Below are 16,674 nucleotides of genomic sequence, written 5' to 3' on the forward strand. Positions count from 1 at the left end.
ACACGGGCGGGCCGGATAGGCTCTGGCCCGATGGAGACCGACGCACAGCTCTCGGAGCGCGACCGCTCCTCCCGTTCCCCCGAGGGACCGGAGGAGGGGTCGCGCTCTTCGCGTACGCGGCGGGCGCTCCGGTGGCTGACCGGGGGCGGGCCCTGGCGCCGGGCGGGGGTGCTCGCGGCGGCCTGCGTCGCCTTCGTCCTGCTGCTGAGCGCCTTCGTGGTGCAGCCCTTCCTGATCCCCAGCGGATCGATGGAGAACACGTTTCGGCCCGGAGACCGGGTCCTGGTGAACAAGCTGGCGTACCGTTTCGGTGACACGCCGCGCCGCGGTGACGTCATCGTGTTCGACGGCACCGGATCCTTCGTGCAGGAGGAGCCGTCCCAGAATCCGGTGGCGGCGCTGCTGCGAGGAGCGGCCGCGGCGGTCGGGCTGGCCGAGCCGGCCGAGACCGACTACATCAAGCGTGTGGTGGGCGTGGGCGGTGACCGCGTCAGGTGCTGCGACAAGCGGGGGAGGATCGAGGTGAACGGGCAGCCGGTCGACGAGGACTACCTGTTTCCGGGGGACGCCCCGTCACAGGTCCCGTTCGACATCGTGGTGCCGCGCGGCAAGCTGTGGGTCATGGGGGACCACCGCGCCGACTCCAGGGACTCGCGGGACCACCTCGGCGAGCCGGGCGGCGGATCGGTCCCGGTCGACAAGGTGATCGGACGGGTGGACTGGATCGGCTGGCCGGTCGGCCGCTGGAGGTCGGTGCACCGCCCGGAGGGTTTCGCGCGCGTGCCGGATCCGGCCCCGGGCGGCGGCCATGGGTAGCCGTGGGCGGTCCCGGCACGCGAGCGGCCGCCCCGGTCCCGCGCACAGCGTGGAGGCCCCGCGCACGGGGCCGCGGCTGGGCGGGCGGGCGGAGCGGCGCAAGGTGCAGCGCCGTATCAAGCGCAGACGGCGCCGTTCGGCCATCAAGGAGATCCCGATCCTGATCGGGGTGGCGCTGCTGATCGCCCTGGTGCTCAAGACCTTCCTGGTCCAGGCGTTCGTGATCCCGTCGGGCTCGATGGAGCAGACGATCAGGATCGGTGACCGGGTGCTGGTGGACAAACTCACGCCGTGGTTCGGCTCGAAGCCGTCGCGCGGCGATGTGGTGGTCTTCAAGGACCCCGGGGGCTGGCTGGAGGACGAGCGGAAGCCGCCCGCGGAGGACCCGGTGGTCATCAAGCAGGCCAAGGAGTTCCTGACCTGGATCGGGCTGCTGCCGTCGTCGAACGAGCAGGATCTGATCAAGCGGGTGGTCGGGATCGGCGGCGACACGGTCGAGTGCTGTGACAAGCAGGGCCGGGTGACGGTCAACGGCACGCCGCTGGACGAGCCGTATCTGCACCCGGGTAATGTGCCCTCGGAGCGCCGGTTCAAGGTGACCGTCCCCGAGGGACGGATCTTCGTGATGGGTGACCACCGGGAGAATTCGGCGGACTCCCGGGTCCATCTGGACGAGCCCGACCACGGCACCGTCTCGGACGACCTCGTCGTCGGCCGCGCCGTGGTGATCGCGTGGCCCTTCAGCCATTGGCGGCGCCTGGAGGAACCCGACACCTATGCGTCGGTGAAGGACGCGCCGAGCGGGGCGACGCAGGCGCGGAGCTCGCCGCATAGGCTGTCCTCGGATCAGCAAGGGTTGGTCCAGCTCCCGACCCCTGCGGAACTCCCGCTCGTTATGGGAGTGGTGGGCCTGCGCCGTTCGTGGCGCGGGCGGCAGCGCGGCGTGAGGAGAGAATGTGGGGGATTTGGCGGTAGGCGCTCGATCCGGTCACGAAGAGCCCGAAAGGCAGCCGGGGGCGAGCGGAGAGCCACCCGCGAGCGGGGAGCGCCCGGCCGGTGCGCCCTCGGGCGGGGCCCCCGACGCGACACAGGCGCCGGGGGGTCCCGGTGCCACGGACGCCGCGCCCGGCCCGGCGGGCGGCTCCCAGGCCGCTCCGGGCTCCTCTGAGACCCCGGTCCCGCTCGGCAAGCCGGGTTCTCCCGACGCCTCGGACCCTCCTGCGGACCCGCCGGACGGTTCGGGCTCTTCCGGTTCCCCCGATTCCCCGGGCGGCTCCTCCGGAGGTTCCTCCGACTCCTCCGACGGCGAGGACGGCCCGGACGACAAGCCCGAGGGGGCCAAGGACAAGAAGCCGCGCTCGTTCTGGCGCGAGCTGCCGATCCTGGTGGGCATCGCCCTGCTGCTCGCCCTGCTGATCAAGACCTTCCTGGTGCAGGCGTTCTCCATTCCCTCCGACTCGATGCAGAACACGCTGCAGCGCGGCGACCGGGTGCTGGTGGACAAGCTGACCCCGTGGTTCGGCGCCGAGCCGGAGCGCGGCGAGGTCGTCGTCTTCCACGACCCGGGCGGCTGGCTCGGCGACGAGACCCAGCAGTCCGACTCGGGCCCGCTCGCCAGGGGTGTCCAGCGGGTGCTGAGCTTCATCGGCCTGATGCCGTCCGCGGAGGAGAAGGACCTGATCAAGCGGGTCATCGCGGTCGGCGGGGACACGGTCGAGTGCCAGAAGGGCGGGCCGGTCAAGGTCAACGGCAAGGCGCTGAACGAGAAGGGGTACATCTTCCCCGGCGGCACGCCGTGCGACGACAAGCCGTTCGGCCCGATCAAGGTGCCCAAGGGCCGGATCTGGGTGATGGGCGACCACCGCCAGGACTCGCTGGACTCCCGCTACCACCAGGACCTGAACAACGGCACGGTGTCGGTGGACCAGGTCGTCGGGCGGGCCATCGTCATCGCCTGGCCGGTCGACCGCTGGTCCACCCTCCCCGTCCCCGGCACCTTCGACCAGCCGGGGCTGGGCGCGGCGGCCTCCATGGCCCCCTCGGCGCTCGGCTTCGCGGGCGCGGTGCCGATCGTGCTGTGGCGCCGTCGGCGGCTGGTCCGCAAGGCGCGCGGGACGGTTGACTGACGCCCGTACGCACGTCTGCTACGTGAGGCAGGAGCACTGGAATGAGCGGAGCCCGGCAGGCCGGAGGCGGCAAGGGGCGCGGGAGCCTGGTGTCCGGGCTGGCGGTCGGGGTCGGCTGTGTGCTGTTCCTGGGCGCGTTCGTGTGGGGAGCGGTGGTCTACAAGCCGTACACGGTCCCGACCGACTCGATGGCGCCGACCATCGGCCGGGGTGACCGCGTGCTCGCGGAGCGAATAGACGGCGACGAGGTGCGCCGTGGCGACGTGGTCGTCTTCAAGGACGCGCTCTGGGGCGATCTGCCCATGGTCAAGCGGGTCGTGGGGGTCGGCGGTGACAAGGTCGCCTGCTGTGACGAGCAGGGGCGGCTGACGGTGAACGGCACCCCCCTTGACGAACCGTATCTGCAGAGCAGGAAGCCGGCCTCGCCCACCGTCTTCTCGGCGACCGTGCCCAAGGGGAAGCTGTTCCTGCTGGGCGACCACCGCGCCGACTCCCTGGACTCCCGGGTGCACCTGGCCGACCGCACCGGCGGGGCCGTCCCACGCGGCGCGGTGAGCGGCCGGGTGGACGCCCGGGCCTGGCCGCTGGACTTGGGGATGCTGGAGCGCCCGAAGGCGTTCGAGGCGCTGCCGGGCGGCGTCTCGCGGCCCGGCCCGCTGCGGCTGATCCTCGGCTCCGCCGTGGCCGGGGCGGTGCTCATCCTGGCGGGCGCGGCGTACGGGCCGCTGGCGCGCCGGCTGGGGCGCGGCGCCAGGCGCGGCGAGAAGCGGCCGGAGGTGGCGAGCGGTGTCTGACGGGGCCGGTGCGGACGACCGCGCCGAGGGCCCGCTGCGGAAGGTCGCGCGGGTGGTCCTGCTCGACCCGCGGGACCGGATCCTGCTGCTGCACGGCTTCGAGCCGGCGGACCCGTCGACGACCTGGTGGTTCACCCCGGGCGGCGGGCTCGAGGGCGAGGAGAGCCGGGAGCAGGCGGCGCGCCGGGAGCTGGCGGAGGAGACCGGGATCACCGAGGTGGAGCTGGGCCCGGTGCTGTGGCGGCGGGTGTGCTCCTTCCCGTTCGACGGGCGGCGCTGGCACCAGGACGAGTGGTACTACCTGGGCCGTACGGAGCAGACCGCGACCCGGACCGGCGGCCAGACGGAGCTGGAGCGGCGCTCCGTCACGGGGCTGCGCTGGTGGGCGATCGAGGAGCTGGCCCGGGTGCGGGAGCCGGTGTACCCGTCACGGCTCGTGGAACTGTTGCGTAGGCTGCTCGACGAGGGACCCCCGACTGCGCCGGTGATCCTGGAGACTGAACGCGTCTGACGCACAATGGGGGGACGCACGGCTGAAGGGGAACATGCCATGAGCGCCGAGGACCTCGAGAAGTACGAGACCGAGATGGAGCTGAAGCTCTACCGGGAGTATCGCGATGTCGTCGGCCTGTTCAAGTATGTGATCGAGACCGAGCGGCGTTTCTATCTCACCAATGACTACGAGATGCAGGTGCACTCGGTGCAGGGTGAGGTGTTCTTCGAGGTCTCCATGGCCGATGCCTGGGTGTGGGACATGTATCGGCCGGCTCGCTTCGTCAAGCAGGTGCGCGTCCTGACGTTCAAGGACGTGAACATCGAGGAGCTGAACAAGAGCGATCTCGACCTTCCGAGTGGCTGAGTTGTCCACAACCGGTCGGTTGTCCACAAAGATCCAATAATCCGGCGCCGGGGCGTCACAGTCGGTGCCGGAGGTGGTGCCGAATGAACGCCCGAGGAGCGCTCGGACGCTACGGCGAGGATCTGGCGGTGCGCCGGCTGTCACAGGCCGGGATGACCGTCCTGGAGCGGAACTGGCGGTGCCGGGACGGGGAGATCGACATCGTCGCCCTGGACGGCGGGGCGCTGGTGGTGTGCGAGGTCAAGACCCGCCGCGCCGGAGGGTACGAACACCCGATGGCGGCCGTCACCCCCGGCAAGGCCGACCGGCTGCGCCGGCTGGCCGAGCGCTGGCTGGAGCGGCACGGCGGCCCGCCGCCGGGCGGGGTGCGGATCGACCTGGTCGGCGTGGTGCTGCCGGAGCGCGGCGCGCCGGTGGTCGAGCATGTGCGGGGGGCCGCCTGATGGGGTTCGCCCGCACCTGCTCGGTCGCCCTGCTGGGGGTCGAGGGCGTGGTGGTGGAGGTCCAGGCCGACCTGGAGCCGGGCGTCGCCAATTTCACCCTGGTGGGGCTGCCGGACAAGAGCCTGGTGGAGAGCCGGGACCGGGTCCGCGCGGCCGTGGTCAACTCCGGCGCCGAGTGGCCGCAGAAGAAGCTCACCGTGGGTCTCAGCCCGGCGTCCGTGCCCAAGGGCGGCAGCGGCTTCGACCTGGCCGTGGCCTGCGCGGTGCTCGGCGCCGCCGAGCGCCTGGACCCGCGATTGATCGCCGACCTGATGATGATCGGGGAGCTCGGTCTGGACGGCCGGGTCCGCCCGGTGCGCGGGGTGCTGCCCGCGGTGCTCGCGGCCGCCGAGGCCGGCTACCGGCAGGTGGTCGTTCCCGAGCAGACGGCGGCCGAGGCGTCCCTGGTGCCGGATGTCTCGGTGCTCGGCGTGCGGACCCTGCGCCAGCTGATCGCCGTGCTGACGGACGAACCGGTGCCCGCCGAGGAGGAGCAGCCGGAGGAGGGCCGCCCCGATCCGATGCTCGCCGGGCTGAGCCTGGCGGGCGCGGGCATGGGCGCCGGCGTGGCGGCCGGTGCCGGGGCCGCCGAGCGCCGCCCCGACCTGGCCGAGGTCGCCGGTCAGCAGGCCGCCCGCAAGGCCCTGGAGGTCGCCGCGGCCGGCAGCCACCATCTGTTCCTGGCCGGACCGCCGGGCGCGGGCAAGACCATGCTCGCCGAGCGGCTACCCGGCCTGCTGCCCCCGCTCACCCGGCGGGAGGCCCTGGAGGTGACCGCCGTCCACTCGGTGGCCGGGATCCTCCCGCCCGGCCAGCCGCTGGTGGCCGCGCCGCCCTACTGCGCACCGCACCACTCGGCCACCATGGCCGCCCTGGTCGGCGGGGGAAACGGGCTGCCGAGGCCCGGCGCGGTGTCCCTCGCTCATCGGGGAGTGCTCTTTCTGGACGAGGCGCCCGAATTCAGCGCCCAGGTGCTCGACGCGCTCCGGCAGCCCCTGGAGTCGGGCCATGTGGTGGTGGCCCGCTCGGCCGGCATGGTGCGCATGCCCGCGCGCTTCCTGCTGCTGCTCGCCGCCAACCCGTGCCCCTGCGGGCGCCACTCGTACGTCGGCGACGGCTGCGACTGCTCGCCCACGACGGTCCGCCGCTATCAGGCGCGGCTGTCCGGCCCGCTGCTCGACCGGGTGGACCTGCGGGTCAGGGTCGAGGCGGTCAGCCGGGCGGAGCTCACCGGGGCGCCCGGCGCGGGTGAGAGCACCGCGACCGTCGCGGGCCGGGTGCGCGAGGCCCGGGAGCGCGCCGCCGCGCGCTTCACCGAGACCCCCTGGCGCACCAACAGCGAGGTGCCCGGCCATGAGCTGCGCACCCGCTGGTACCCGCGCCCCGGCGCGCTGCGCGAGGCCGAGCGCGACATGGAGCGCGGGCTGCTCACCGCGCGGGGTCTCGACCGCGTTCTGCGGGTCGCCTGGACCCTCGCGGACCTGGCGGGCCACGACCGGCCGGAGACCGAGGACGTGGCGCAGGCGCTCCAGCTGCGCACCGGCGTCAGCCGGGGGATCCCGGCCGGGGCGGTGGGGTTCTGATGGCCGGCACCCCGGGAACGGCCGGTACTCCGGAAGCGGGCGGGCCGGAGGCGTACGGGCCGGAGGCGGGCGGGCCGGAGGCGGGCGGGCCGGAGGCGGGCGGGCAGGCCGACGGGCGCGGGCCCGGCCCGGGCGGGAGCGAGCGGGGATCGGCGGCCGCGCCGGAGGAGGAGCGCCTGGCGCGGGCCGCCCTCACCCGGCTGGTGGAGCCCGGGGACGAGACGGTGGGGCGCTGGCTGCGCGAGCTGGGGCCCGTGGCGCTGCGGCGGGCGCTCTGCGGGGCCGGAAAGCCGCCGCCCGGGGCGAGCGAGGAGCGTCTCGCCGGGTGCCGGCTGCGGGCCGAGCGCCTCGATCCGGCCGCCGACCTGGCCACCGTCGCGGCCCGCGGCGGGCGCTTCGTCTGCCCCGGCGATCTGGAGTGGCCCGGTCAACTCGACGACCTGGGCGACGCCCGTCCGGTGGGGCTGTGGGTGCGCGGCCGGCCCTCGCTGAGGATGTGGGCGCTGCGCTCCGTCGCCGTGGTGGGCGCCCGCGCCTGCAGCGACTACGGCGCCCATGTCGCGGCCACCCTGGGCGCGGGGCTCGCCGAGCGGGGCTGGGTGGTGGTCTCCGGCGCGGCCCACGGCGTGGACGGCGCGGCGCACCGGGGCGCGCTGGCCGCCGCCGGGGCGACCGTCGCCGTGCTCGCCTCCGGCGTCGACGTCCCCTACCCCCGGGGACACGCCGAGTTGATCGAGCGCATCGCGGAACAGGGCCTGGTGCTCGGCGAATTGCCGCCCGGCGCGCACCCGACCCGCGGCCGCTTCGTGCTCCGCAACCGGGTCATCGCCGCGCTCACCCGAGGCACGGTCGTCGTCGAGGCCCAGTACCGCAGCGGGTCCCTGGTCACCGCGCGCCGCGCGCTGAAGCTCGGCCGGCACACCATGGGCGTGCCGGGCCCGGTCACCAGCGGGCTCTCCGCCGGGGTCCATGAACTGCTGCGCGGCGAGGCCGTCCTGGTCACCGACGCCGATGAAGTGGCCGAGCTGGTGGGCGGCATCGGGGACCTCGCCCCCGCCCGGCAGGGGCCGCTGGTGGAGCGGGACCTGCTCGATCCCGTGACGGCTCGCGTCCTGGAAGCGTTGTCGGCACAGGGCGGCAGCGACGGCCGCGAGGTCGCCCGGGACTCCGGGACGAGCTGCGAGGAGGCGCTGAGCCGGCTCTACGAGCTGCTCGCCCTGGGATTCGTCGAACGTCATGGCGACCGCTGGGAGTTGGCCCGGCCGGCCCACCGGAACGGGGCCACACGGCGAGGCGGTCCGCAGATTTGGGGCAATCGGGTGAAAGGGTTGAGGCGATGACCGTATCCGCACACCGCCGAGCCGACTCCCTTCGCATACCGCGATGGCTCACTCACGCTACGCTCACAAGGTTTCCGGCGGAAGCGCACGTCCTCACCCACGTCATGGCAGAACGGCACAAGGCGACGAATGCCCCAGCACATCTCCGGGTCTGACCGCGCGGCGCCGACCCCTGCCCGCGGCGCGGTGCGTCCCCCCGCCCCCTCGTCGCTCGACGAGCTGTGGCGGTCCTACAAGTCCACGGGCGACGGTCGGCTGCGGGAGCAGTTGATCCTCCACTACTCACCGCTGGTGAAGTATGTGGCCGGGCGGGTCAGCGTCGGGCTGCCGTCCAATGTCGAGCAGGCCGACTTCGTCTCCTCGGGAGTCTTCGGACTCATCGACGCCATCGAGAAGTTCGACCCCGAGCGGGCCATCAAGTTCGAGACCTACGCGATCACCCGCATCCGCGGCGCGATGATCGACGAGCTGCGGGCGCTGGACTGGATCCCGCGCTCGGTGCGGCAGAAGGCCAGGGCCGTCGAGCGGGCGTACGCCACGCTGGAGGCGGCCCTGCGCCGCACCCCCTCGGAGGCCGAGGTGGCCGCCGAGATGGACATCGGCCTCGAGGAACTCCACGGCGTCTTCAGCCAGTTGTCGCTGGCCAATGTGGTCGCCCTGGAAGAGCTGCTGCACGGGAGCGGGGAGGGCGGCGAGCGGCTCAGCCTCATGGACACCCTGGAGGACACCGCCGCCGACAACCCCGTGGAGGTGGCCGAGGACCGCGAGCTGCGCCGGCTGCTCGCCCGCGCGATCAATACGCTGCCCGAGCGGGAGAAGACCGTGGTCACCCTCTACTACTACGAGGGGCTCACGCTGGCCGAGATCGGGCAGGTCCTCGGGGTCACCGAGAGCCGGGTCAGCCAGATCCACACCAAGTCCGTGCTGCAGCTGCGGGCCAAGCTCGCCGATGTCGGACGGTGAATCCTCCCGTCTGTATCGCCCCGGTCAGGGGGCCTTTCGTAAAGTGGAGGCGTGCCCAGGATTCGAGCGGCCTCCGTGGCCGAGCACCGGACGATGCAGCGCGGCGCCCTGCTGGACGCCGCCCGTTCCCTGCTGTCCGAGGGCGGTACGGAGGCCTTGACCTTCCCCGCCCTCGCCGAGCGCACGGGCCTCGCGCGGTCCTCCGTCTACGAGTACTTCCGCTCCCGCGCGGCCGTGGTCGAGGAGCTGTGCGCGGTGGACTTCCCCGTCTGGGCCGCCGAGGTCGAGGCGGCCATGGAGCGGGCCGACTCGCCCGAGGCCAAGATCGAGGCGTATGTGCGGCGGCAGCTGGCGCTGGTCGGCGACCGCCGCCACCGCGCCGTCGTGGCGATTTCCGCCGGGGAGCTGGACGCGGGCGCCCGCGAGAAGATCAGGGCCGCGCACGGCGGGCTGATCGCCATGGTCGTCGAGGCCCTCGGCGACCTCGGCCATGAGCAGCCGCGGCTGACCGCGGTGCTGCTGCAGGGCGTCGTGGACGCCGCGGTCCGCCGGATCGAGCTCGGCGCCGAGGACCCCGCGCGCGTCACCGAGGCGGCCGTCGCCATGGCCCTCCGCGGCGCACGCCCCTGACCCCGCGCACCCGCCCCGCACGCTGTGCCCCTGCTCCGTGGGCGAGGCGCGCCCCGGGCACCCCTAGCCCCCCCGCGCGCCGCGCAGCCGCGCACCGGCCCAGGCCGCGGCGCCGGCCAGGGCGGCGGCCTGGGCCAGCTCTCCGGGCCCCGAGGGGCCCGCGGTGCCCGGTGGCAGGACGGAAGGCACCCGGTCCGTGCCCGCGCGCGGCCCGGCCGGGCCGCCCGCTTCTTCCGCCGCGTCCGCCGGCTCCGGTACGCCGAACACCGGCAGCAGCCGGGAGGGGCCACGCCTGAGCATCCACCGGTCGAGCAGCGACAGCGGGTCCAGATAGCGATCGCCGCTGCGCAGCCCCCAGTGCAGACAGCCGGAGGGGCAGTGGGAAGGGCCCGCGGCCACCGTCCCCACCACCTGCCCGGCCCGCACCCGCTCGCCCTCGGCCACCAGGGCCCGCACCGGCTCGTACGTCGTCCGCAGCGGCGGGCGGCCGGTGCCCGGCAGCTCGATGGTGAGCACCCCGCGGCCGGCGACCGGGCCCGCGAAGGACACCCGGCCGGCCGCCGCCGCGCGCACCGGGCGGCCGGGGCGCGCGGCGAGGTCCACCCCGCGGTGGCCCGCCGCCCAGGGCGTCGGCGGCGGCTCCCAGCCCCGCAGCACCGTCGGCCTGCCCCCTCCCGCCTCGGACCCCACCGGCCAGGACCGCCCGTCACGGGCCTGGGCCGCGGCGGCCGGCCACCCCAGGAGCAGCGGGATCCAGCCGAGGACGACACCGGACAGGACCACGCACAGGACCGCGCGCAGGAGCGCGAAAGGCGAGGTCGGGAGGGTCGGCGGGCACGGGCAGGGGGCCGGGTCGGCGGGGCGCGGTCGCCCGGGAAGCGGCCCAGGGAGTCGCACGGGAAGGCGCACGGGAAGTCGCATGGAAACACCGTGGCGCGACGCGCCGATTCGCGTGGATCATGGACACGATCTGGGGACTACTCACGGGTTGTGGATATCGCCGTCACCCGGCACCGCACGGGTCCCGTACACTTCTTGTGGCGATCCGGGTCACCGGATCGACTTCGCACGCCCCGCCACCGGCACCCCGATCGGCCTCGATCCTTCCATCGATACCGCTCGAACAGCATGGCGGCCGCGCCCCTCGGTCCTCGGACGAGCCCTCCGCGAGGGCACCTTCCGTGGCAGGCGCGCCGGGGCGTCAGGCGCGGCGGCCGCCCGGCCGCCGTGGAACCGAGCACTTCAAGGAGTACGGCCATGGCCGTCGTCACGATGCGGGAGCTGCTGGAGAGCGGCGTCCACTTCGGGCACCAGACCCGCCGCTGGAACCCGAAGATGAAGCGTTTCATCTTCACGGAGCGCAACGGCATCTACATCATCGACCTGCTCCAGTCGCTGTCGTACATCGACCGCGCCTACGAGTTCGTCAAGGAGACCGTCGCCCACGGCGGTTCCATCATGTTCGTCGGCACGAAGAAGCAGGCGCAGGAGGCGATCGCCGAGCAGGCGACCCGCGTCGGCATGCCGTATGTGAACCAGCGCTGGCTGGGTGGCATGCTCACCAACTTCTCGACCGTCTACAAGCGCCTGCAGCGCCTCAAGGAGCTCGAGCAGATCGACTTCGAGGACGTGGCCGCCTCCGGCCTCACCAAGAAGGAGCTCCTGGTCCTCTCGCGTGAGAAGGCCAAGCTGGAGAAGACCCTCGGCGGTATCCGCGAGATGCAGAAGGTGCCGAGCGCCGTCTGGATCGTCGACACCAAGAAGGAGCACATCGCCGTCGGCGAGGCGCGCAAGCTCCGCATCCCGGTCGTCGCGATCCTCGACACCAACTGCGACCCCGACGAGGTCGACTACAAGATCCCGGGCAACGACGACGCGATCCGCTCGGTCACCCTGCTCACCCGTGTGATCGCCGACGCGGTCGCCGAGGGCCTCATCGCCCGCTCCGGTGTCGCCACCGGTGACGAGAAGGCCGACAAGGCCGCCGGTGAGCCGCTCGCCGAGTGGGAGCGCGACCTGCTCGAGGGCGAGAAGAAGGCCGACGAGCCCGAGGCGGCCAAGCCCGCCGAGGCCGAGCAGACCGCCGAGGCCGAGCAGCCGGCCGAGGCCCCGGCCGCCGAGCAGGCCCCGGCCGCGGACGCCGAGCAGGCCTGACCACTCAGGCTGCGACGTGACGGCGGGGGAGGGCGCCCGGTGCGCCGCCCCCGCCGTTCCCCCGTAGAGCTTTCGACTTTCGAGAAGAGATTCACAGATCATGGCGAACTTCACCGCCGCTGACGTCAAGAAGCTCCGTGAGCTCACCGGCGCCGGCATGATGGACTGCAAGAAGGCGCTGGACGAGGCCGAGGGCCAGGTCGACAAGGCCGTCGAGATCCTGCGCGTCAAGGGCCAGAAGGGCGTGGCCAAGCGCGAGGGCCGCAGCGCCGAGAACGGCGCCGTCGTCTCCATCATCTCGGACGACAAGACCTCCGGCGTGCTGGTCGAGCTGAAGTGCGAGACCGACTTCGTCGCCAAGGGCGACAAGTTCGTGGCCGTCGCCGACGCCATCGCCGCCCACGTCGCCAAGACCTCCCCGGCCGACCTGGAGGCCCTGCTCGCCTCCGAGATCGAGGCCGGCAAGACCGTCCAGGCGTTCGTCGACGAGGCCAACGCGACCCTGGGCGAGAAGATCGTCCTGGACCGCTTCGCGCAGTTCTCCGGCGGCTACGTCGCCGCGTACATGCACCGCACCAGCCCGGACCTGCCGCCGCAGGTCGGCGTGCTGGTCGAGCTCGACAAGGAAGACGCCACGGTCGCCAAGGACGTCGCGCAGCACATCGCCGCGTTCGCGCCGAAGTTCCTGACCCGTGACGAGATCCCGGCCGAGACGGTCGAGAACGAGCGCCGCGTGGCCGAGGCCACCGCTCGCGAGGAGGGCAAGCCCGAGGGCGCCCTGCCGAAGATCGTCGAGGGTCGCGTCACCGGCTTCTTCAAGGAGAACGTCCTGGTGGACCAGCCGTTCGCCAAGGACAACAAGAAGTCCGTCCAGAAGGTCCTGGACGAGGCCGGTGTCACGCTCAAGCGCTTCGCGCGCTTCCGCGTCGGCGTCTGAGCGTCGGCGTCGGAGCCGAGCAGCGAATGACCGGCGACCCCGATAGGGTCGTAGGCAGCCAACCGTCAACCGGTCGGCCGCAGATGTGACGAGGAGGCCATTGCCGCAGAGGTCGATCAAGGACCCGTCCGGCAGTGGCCTTCTTCGTATGTGCACGAGGAGATCTCCAATGAATCAGGGCGCGGGCGCCGGACAGGCCGCCGACGAGAAGAACGCTCAGGGCAGGGTCAAACGCCGTCGCTTCCTGCTGAAGCTCTCCGGTGAGGCGTTCGCCGGGGGCGGGGGGCTCGGGGTCGACCCCGATGTCGTGCACGCCATCGCCCGCGAGGTCGCCGCGGTCGTCCGGGACGGCGCCGAGATCGCCATCGTCATCGGCGGCGGCAACTTCTTCCGCGGCGCCGAACTGCAGCAGCGCGGCATGGACCGGGCCCGCTCGGACTACATGGGCATGCTCGGCACGGTCATGAACTGCCTCGCCCTCCAGGACTTCCTGGAGAAGGAGGGCATCGACTCCCGCGTCCAGACCGCCATCACCATGGGCCAGGTCGCGGAGCCGTACATTCCGCTGCGTGCGGTGCGCCACCTGGAGAAGGGGCGCGTGGTCATCTTCGGCGCGGGCATGGGCATGCCGTACTTCTCCACCGACACCACCGCGGCCCAGCGTGCCCTGGAGATCCACGCCGAGGCCCTGCTCATGGGCAAGAACGGGGTGGACGGGGTGTACGACTCCGACCCCGCCCGGAACCCGGACGCGGTGAAGTTCGACGCCCTGGAGTACGGCGAGGTGATCACCCGCGACCTCAAGGTCGCCGACGCCACCGCCATCACGCTGTGCCGCGACAACAAACTGCCGATCCTCGTCTTCGAGCTGCTCGCCGAAGGGAACATCGCGCGTGCGGTGAAGGGTGAGAAGATCGGCACGCTCGTGAGCGACCAGGGCTCCCGGGCCTGACGGCTCATACGGGGGATGGACAACGGCCTGCCGGTCGGACACCGTGCAGGAGAAGACGCACGCAGGGGCGAGGCTCTGCTTACTGATAACACCAGGAGCAAGTGGTGATCGAAGAGATCCTCCTCGAGGCCGAGGAGAAGATGGAGAAGGCCGTTGTGGTCGCCAAGGAGGACTTCGCCGCGATCCGCACCGGGCGTGCGCACCCGGCGATGTTCAACAAGATCGTGGCGGACTACTACGGGGCGATGACGCCGATCAACCAGCTGGCGTCGTTCTCGGTTCCGGAACCGCGCATGGCCGTGGTGACCCCGTTCGACAAGAGCGCGCTGCGCAACATCGAGCAGGCGATCCGCGACTCCGATCTGGGCGTCAACCCGAGCAATGACGGCAACATCATCCGGGTGGTGTTCCCCGAGCTCACCGAGCAGCGCCGCAAGGAATTCATCAAGGTCGCCAAGGGCAAGGGCGAGGACGCGAAGATCTCGATCCGCAGCGTCCGCCGCAAGGCCAAGGAATCCATCGACAAGCTCGTCAAGGACGGCGAGGTCGGGGAGGACGAGGGCCGCCGGGCGGAGAAGGAGCTCGACGACACCACCGCGAAGTACGTCACGCAGGTGGATGAGCTGCTCAAGCACAAGGAAGCCGAGCTGCTCGAGGTCTGATGAACGACTCATCCTGGGGAGCTCCGCCGAGCGCCCGCCTCCGGGGACCGGCCGACCAGGGGCCCTCCCCCTCGCTTCGTGGGGAGGTGCCCCCGCCCTCGGCGGGTCCCGCGCGCGAGGTGGGCGGGGCGGCGCAGACTCGGCCCATGCCCACCGTGCCCCACGCAGGCGGAGACCCTCGGGATGCCGCCGACCGTGATCGGGGGGCCGCTCGGCCGAGCGGCCCCCTGTTCCGCGACGACCGGGAGCCGGAACGCGGCCCGCGGCGACCCGCCGTACATCCCCCGACGCCCCCGGAGCGACCCGACGCCATGCCGGCCGACAGCGCACACCGCCCCGACGAGGCCGGGGGCGCCAAGAAGAAGAGCGCGGGCCGAGATCTGCGCGCCGCGATAGGGGTGGGCGTCGGCCTGGGCGTGGTGGTCGTCGCCTCGCTGTTCATCTACAAGCCGGTGTTCGTCGGCGTCATAGCGGTCGCCGTGGTCGTCGGCCTGTGGGAGCTGACCTCCCGGCTGGCCGAGCGCAAGGACATCCGCGTCCCGTTGGTCCCGCTCGCCGTGGGCGGCGTCGCCATGGTGGTCGCCGGTTACGTGCGTGGCGCGGAGGGCGCGTGGGTGGCCGTGTCGCTGACCGCCCTGGCGGTGCTGGTGTGGCGGATGACCGAGCCGCCGGAGAACTACCTCAGGGATGTCACGGCCGGGGTCTTCGCGGCCTTCTACGTGCCCTTCCTGGCCACCTTCGTCGCGCTCATGCTCTCGGCCGACGACGGGCCGCGGCGGGTGCTCGTCTTCCTGCTGCTGACCGTGGTCAGCGACACCGGCGCGTACGCGGTCGGCTGGCGCTTCGGCCGCCACAAGCTCGCCCCGCGCATCAGCCCCGGCAAGACCCGCGAGGGCCTGCTGGGCGCGATCCTCTTCGCGATGGTCGCGGGCGCGCTGTGCATGCAGTACCTGATCGAGGGCGGCGCCTGGTGGCACGGGCTGCTGCTCGGGGCCGCCGTCGCGGTCAGCGCCACCCTGGGCGACCTCGGCGAGTCCATGATCAAGCGTGACCTGGGCATCAAGGACATGGGCAAGCTGCTGCCCGGCCACGGCGGGATCATGGACCGGCTGGACTCCCTGCTGCCCACCGCGCCCGTGGTCTGGCTGCTGATGGTGATCTTCGTGGGCGGCGGCTGACCGGCCCCACACCCTGGCCTTACGGCCCCGCGCCGCTCCTGGCGCGGGGCCGTACGCACGTCTGAGACACTGGGGAGACCATGCCCAAGCCCGGAGAACTCACTTTCGTCGCGCCGCGCGGAGCCAAGAAGCCGCCGTGGCATCTCGCCGACCTCACGCCCGCCGAGCGCCGCGAGGCCGTCGCCGCCCTCGGCGAGAAGCCGTTCCGCGCCGGCCAGGTGTCGCGCCACTACTTCGCCCGCTACAGCCACGACCCGGCCCAGTGGACCGACATCCCGGCCGCCGCGCGCGAGAAGCTGGCGGCCGGGCTGCTGCCGGACCTGATGAGCGTGGTGCGCCACATCAGCTGTGACGACGACACCACCCGCAAGACCCTGTGGCGGCTCTTCGACGGCACGCTCGTGGAGTCCGTGCTGATGCGCTACCCGGACCGGGTCACCATGTGCATCAGCTCCCAGGCCGGCTGCGGCATGAACTGCCCGTTCTGCGCCACCGGCCAGGCGGGCCTGGACCGCAATCTGTCCACCGCCGAGATCGTGCACCAGATCGTCGACGGTATGCGGGCGCTGCGCGACGGGGAGATCCCCGGGGGCCCGGCGCGGCTGTCGAACATCGTCTTCATGGGCATGGGCGAGCCGCTCGCCAACTACAACCGCGTCGTGGGCGCCATCCGCAGGCTGACGGACCCGGAGCCGGACGGCCTCGGCCTGTCCCAGCGCGGCATCACCGTCTCGACCGTCGGGCTCGTCCCGGCGATGCTGCGCTTCGCCGACGAGGGCTTCAAGTGCCGGCTCGCGGTGTCGCTGCACTCGCCCGACGACGAGTTGCGCGACACCCTGGTCCCGGTCAACACCCGCTGGAAGGTCCGCGAGGTCCTGGACGCGGCGTGGGAGTACGCGGAGAAGTCGGGCCGCCGCGTCTCCATCGAGTACGCCCTGATCAGGGACATCAACGACCAGGGGTGGCGGGCCGACCTGCTGGGGCGGCTGCTCAAGGGCCGCCGGGCGCACGTCAATCTGATCCCGCTCAACCCCACTCCCGGCTCCAAGTGGACCGCGTCCAGGCCGGAGGACGAGAAGGCGTTCGTGGCCGCCCTGGAGGCCCACGGCGTGCCCGTGACCGTCCGGGACACCCGGGGCCAGGAGATCGACGGGGCCTGCGGGCAGCTGGCGGCGGCCGAGCGCTGAGGCCCGGCTGA

The 16,674-nt window shown here is 72.6% G+C and carries 17 protein-coding genes and 1 pseudogene; 17 read left to right on the top strand and 1 reads right to left on the bottom strand.

All coding sequences use genetic code 11. The annotated features are described in order from the left end of the window. Nucleotides 1-30: 30 nt before the first annotated feature. From lepB (BBH68_RS22085) to BBH68_RS22135, 11 genes and pseudogenes are all read left to right on the top strand, one after another. Nucleotides 31-816: a signal peptidase I gene (gene lepB, locus BBH68_RS22085; protein ID WP_065965181.1), complete on the top strand. Its 786-nt coding sequence runs from the start codon at nt 31-33 to the stop codon at nt 814-816. After that, nucleotides 809-1,861 (top strand): annotated as a pseudogene (lepB, locus tag BBH68_RS22090) (signal peptidase I); the annotation flags it as partial. The gene lepB (BBH68_RS22085) and the pseudogene lepB (BBH68_RS22090), both read left to right, overlap by 8 nt. After that, on the top strand, nt 1,773-2,942 hold the full coding sequence (gene lepB, locus BBH68_RS44300) for a signal peptidase I (protein ID WP_342673146.1): 1,170 nt from the start codon (nt 1,773-1,775) through the stop codon (nt 2,940-2,942). The pseudogene lepB (BBH68_RS22090) and the gene lepB (BBH68_RS44300), both read left to right, overlap by 89 nt. A 41-nt stretch (nt 2,943-2,983) precedes the next feature. Further along, nucleotides 2,984-3,736 carry a signal peptidase I gene (lepB, locus tag BBH68_RS22100; protein WP_065965182.1) on the top strand — a complete coding sequence of 251 codons (753 nt, stop codon included), beginning with the start codon at nt 2,984-2,986 and terminating at the stop codon, nt 3,734-3,736. Further along, the gene (locus BBH68_RS22105; protein WP_065965183.1) at nt 3,729-4,247 is read left to right on the top strand and encodes an NUDIX hydrolase; all 519 of its coding nucleotides are present in this window, start codon (nt 3,729-3,731) and stop codon (nt 4,245-4,247) included. Before lepB (BBH68_RS22100) ends, BBH68_RS22105 begins: the two co-directional genes overlap by 8 nt. A gap of 39 nt (nt 4,248-4,286) precedes the next feature. Further along, nucleotides 4,287-4,595, top strand: coding sequence for a DUF2469 domain-containing protein (locus BBH68_RS22110; RefSeq protein ID WP_004944840.1), 309 nt, complete (start codon nt 4,287-4,289; stop codon nt 4,593-4,595). An 83-nt stretch (nt 4,596-4,678) separates the two neighbouring features. Next, the gene (locus BBH68_RS22115) at nt 4,679-5,038 is read left to right on the top strand and encodes a YraN family protein (RefSeq protein ID WP_065965184.1); all 360 of its coding nucleotides are present in this window, start codon (nt 4,679-4,681) and stop codon (nt 5,036-5,038) included. Then, nucleotides 5,038-6,660 carry a YifB family Mg chelatase-like AAA ATPase gene (locus tag BBH68_RS22120; protein WP_065965185.1) on the top strand — a complete coding sequence of 541 codons (1,623 nt, stop codon included), beginning with the start codon at nt 5,038-5,040 and terminating at the stop codon, nt 6,658-6,660. The genes BBH68_RS22115 and BBH68_RS22120 overlap by 1 nt, the downstream gene beginning before the upstream one ends. Next, nucleotides 6,660-8,000, top strand: a complete 1,341-nt coding sequence (dprA, locus tag BBH68_RS22125) for a DNA-processing protein DprA (RefSeq protein ID WP_065965186.1) — start codon at nt 6,660-6,662, stop codon at nt 7,998-8,000. The genes BBH68_RS22120 and dprA overlap by 1 nt, the downstream gene beginning before the upstream one ends. Before the next feature lie 129 nt (nt 8,001-8,129). Next, a complete protein-coding gene (whiG, locus tag BBH68_RS22130) occupies nt 8,130-8,963 on the top strand; it encodes an RNA polymerase sigma factor WhiG (RefSeq protein WP_065965188.1) in 834 nt (277 codons plus the stop codon). A gap of 75 nt (nt 8,964-9,038) precedes the next feature. Next, entirely contained in the window at nt 9,039-9,593 is a 555-nt protein-coding gene (locus tag BBH68_RS22135) for a TetR/AcrR family transcriptional regulator (protein ID WP_065965190.1), read from the top strand. A 63-nt stretch (nt 9,594-9,656) separates the two neighbouring features. On the opposite strand, the gene BBH68_RS22140 is transcribed toward BBH68_RS22135, so the two are convergent. Beyond that, nucleotides 9,657-10,376: a murein hydrolase activator EnvC family protein gene (locus BBH68_RS22140; RefSeq protein ID WP_425428833.1), complete on the bottom strand. Its 720-nt coding sequence runs from the start codon at nt 10,374-10,376 to the stop codon at nt 9,657-9,659. 474 nt (nt 10,377-10,850) lie between these two features. Between BBH68_RS22140 and rpsB the strand changes: the two genes are divergently transcribed. The 6 genes from rpsB to rlmN all read left to right on the top strand — a co-directional run bounded on the left by rpsB (nt 10,851) and on the right by rlmN (nt 16,663). Beyond that, nucleotides 10,851-11,747 carry a 30S ribosomal protein S2 gene (rpsB, locus tag BBH68_RS22145; protein WP_065965192.1) on the top strand — a complete coding sequence of 299 codons (897 nt, stop codon included), beginning with the start codon at nt 10,851-10,853 and terminating at the stop codon, nt 11,745-11,747. A gap of 100 nt (nt 11,748-11,847) precedes the next feature. Further along, entirely contained in the window at nt 11,848-12,684 is an 837-nt protein-coding gene (tsf, locus tag BBH68_RS22150; RefSeq protein ID WP_065965194.1) for a translation elongation factor Ts, read from the top strand. Nucleotides 12,685-12,853: 169 nt separating this feature from the next. Further along, nucleotides 12,854-13,636, top strand: coding sequence for a UMP kinase (pyrH, locus tag BBH68_RS22155; protein ID WP_065965195.1), 783 nt, complete (start codon nt 12,854-12,856; stop codon nt 13,634-13,636). A 104-nt stretch (nt 13,637-13,740) separates the two neighbouring features. After that, nucleotides 13,741-14,298 (top strand): ribosome recycling factor, encoded by a 558-nt coding sequence (frr, locus tag BBH68_RS22160; RefSeq protein ID WP_065965233.1) that lies wholly within the window; start codon nt 13,741-13,743, stop codon nt 14,296-14,298. Further along, complete coding sequence (locus BBH68_RS22165) at nt 14,298-15,476, top strand: phosphatidate cytidylyltransferase (RefSeq protein WP_076970712.1); 1,179 nt, start codon at nt 14,298-14,300, stop codon at nt 15,474-15,476. Before frr ends, BBH68_RS22165 begins: the two co-directional genes overlap by 1 nt. Before the next feature lie 80 nt (nt 15,477-15,556). Beyond that, a complete protein-coding gene (rlmN, locus tag BBH68_RS22170) occupies nt 15,557-16,663 on the top strand; it encodes a dual-specificity RNA methyltransferase RlmN (protein WP_065965197.1) in 1,107 nt (368 codons plus the stop codon). Nucleotides 16,664-16,674: the final 11 nt, after the last annotated feature.

The organism is Streptomyces sparsogenes, from assembly GCF_001704635.1.
Classification (GTDB): Bacteria; Actinomycetota; Actinomycetes; order Streptomycetales; family Streptomycetaceae; genus Streptomyces; species Streptomyces sparsogenes.

Bases quoted from the DNA above. Each gene is read 5' to 3' on its own strand.
- lepB (WP_065965181.1), top strand. From the start codon at position 31: ATGGAGACCGACGCACAGCTCTCGGAGCGCGACCGCTCCTCCCGTTCC.
- lepB (WP_065965182.1), top strand. From the start codon at position 2,984: ATGAGCGGAGCCCGGCAGGCCGGAGGCGGCAAGGGGCGCGGGAGCCTG.
- BBH68_RS22110 (WP_004944840.1), top strand. From the start codon at position 4,287: ATGAGCGCCGAGGACCTCGAGAAGTACGAGACCGAGATGGAGCTGAAG.
- BBH68_RS22115 (WP_065965184.1), top strand. From the start codon at position 4,679: ATGAACGCCCGAGGAGCGCTCGGACGCTACGGCGAGGATCTGGCGGTG.
- BBH68_RS22120 (WP_065965185.1), top strand. From the start codon at position 5,038: ATGGGGTTCGCCCGCACCTGCTCGGTCGCCCTGCTGGGGGTCGAGGGC.
- dprA (WP_065965186.1), top strand. From the start codon at position 6,660: ATGGCCGGCACCCCGGGAACGGCCGGTACTCCGGAAGCGGGCGGGCCG.
- whiG (WP_065965188.1), top strand. From the start codon at position 8,130: ATGCCCCAGCACATCTCCGGGTCTGACCGCGCGGCGCCGACCCCTGCC.
- rpsB (WP_065965192.1), top strand. From the start codon at position 10,851: ATGGCCGTCGTCACGATGCGGGAGCTGCTGGAGAGCGGCGTCCACTTC.
- tsf (WP_065965194.1), top strand. From the start codon at position 11,848: ATGGCGAACTTCACCGCCGCTGACGTCAAGAAGCTCCGTGAGCTCACC.
- pyrH (WP_065965195.1), top strand. From the start codon at position 12,854: ATGAATCAGGGCGCGGGCGCCGGACAGGCCGCCGACGAGAAGAACGCT.
- BBH68_RS22165 (WP_076970712.1), top strand. From the start codon at position 14,298: ATGAACGACTCATCCTGGGGAGCTCCGCCGAGCGCCCGCCTCCGGGGA.
- rlmN (WP_065965197.1), top strand. From the start codon at position 15,557: ATGCCCAAGCCCGGAGAACTCACTTTCGTCGCGCCGCGCGGAGCCAAG.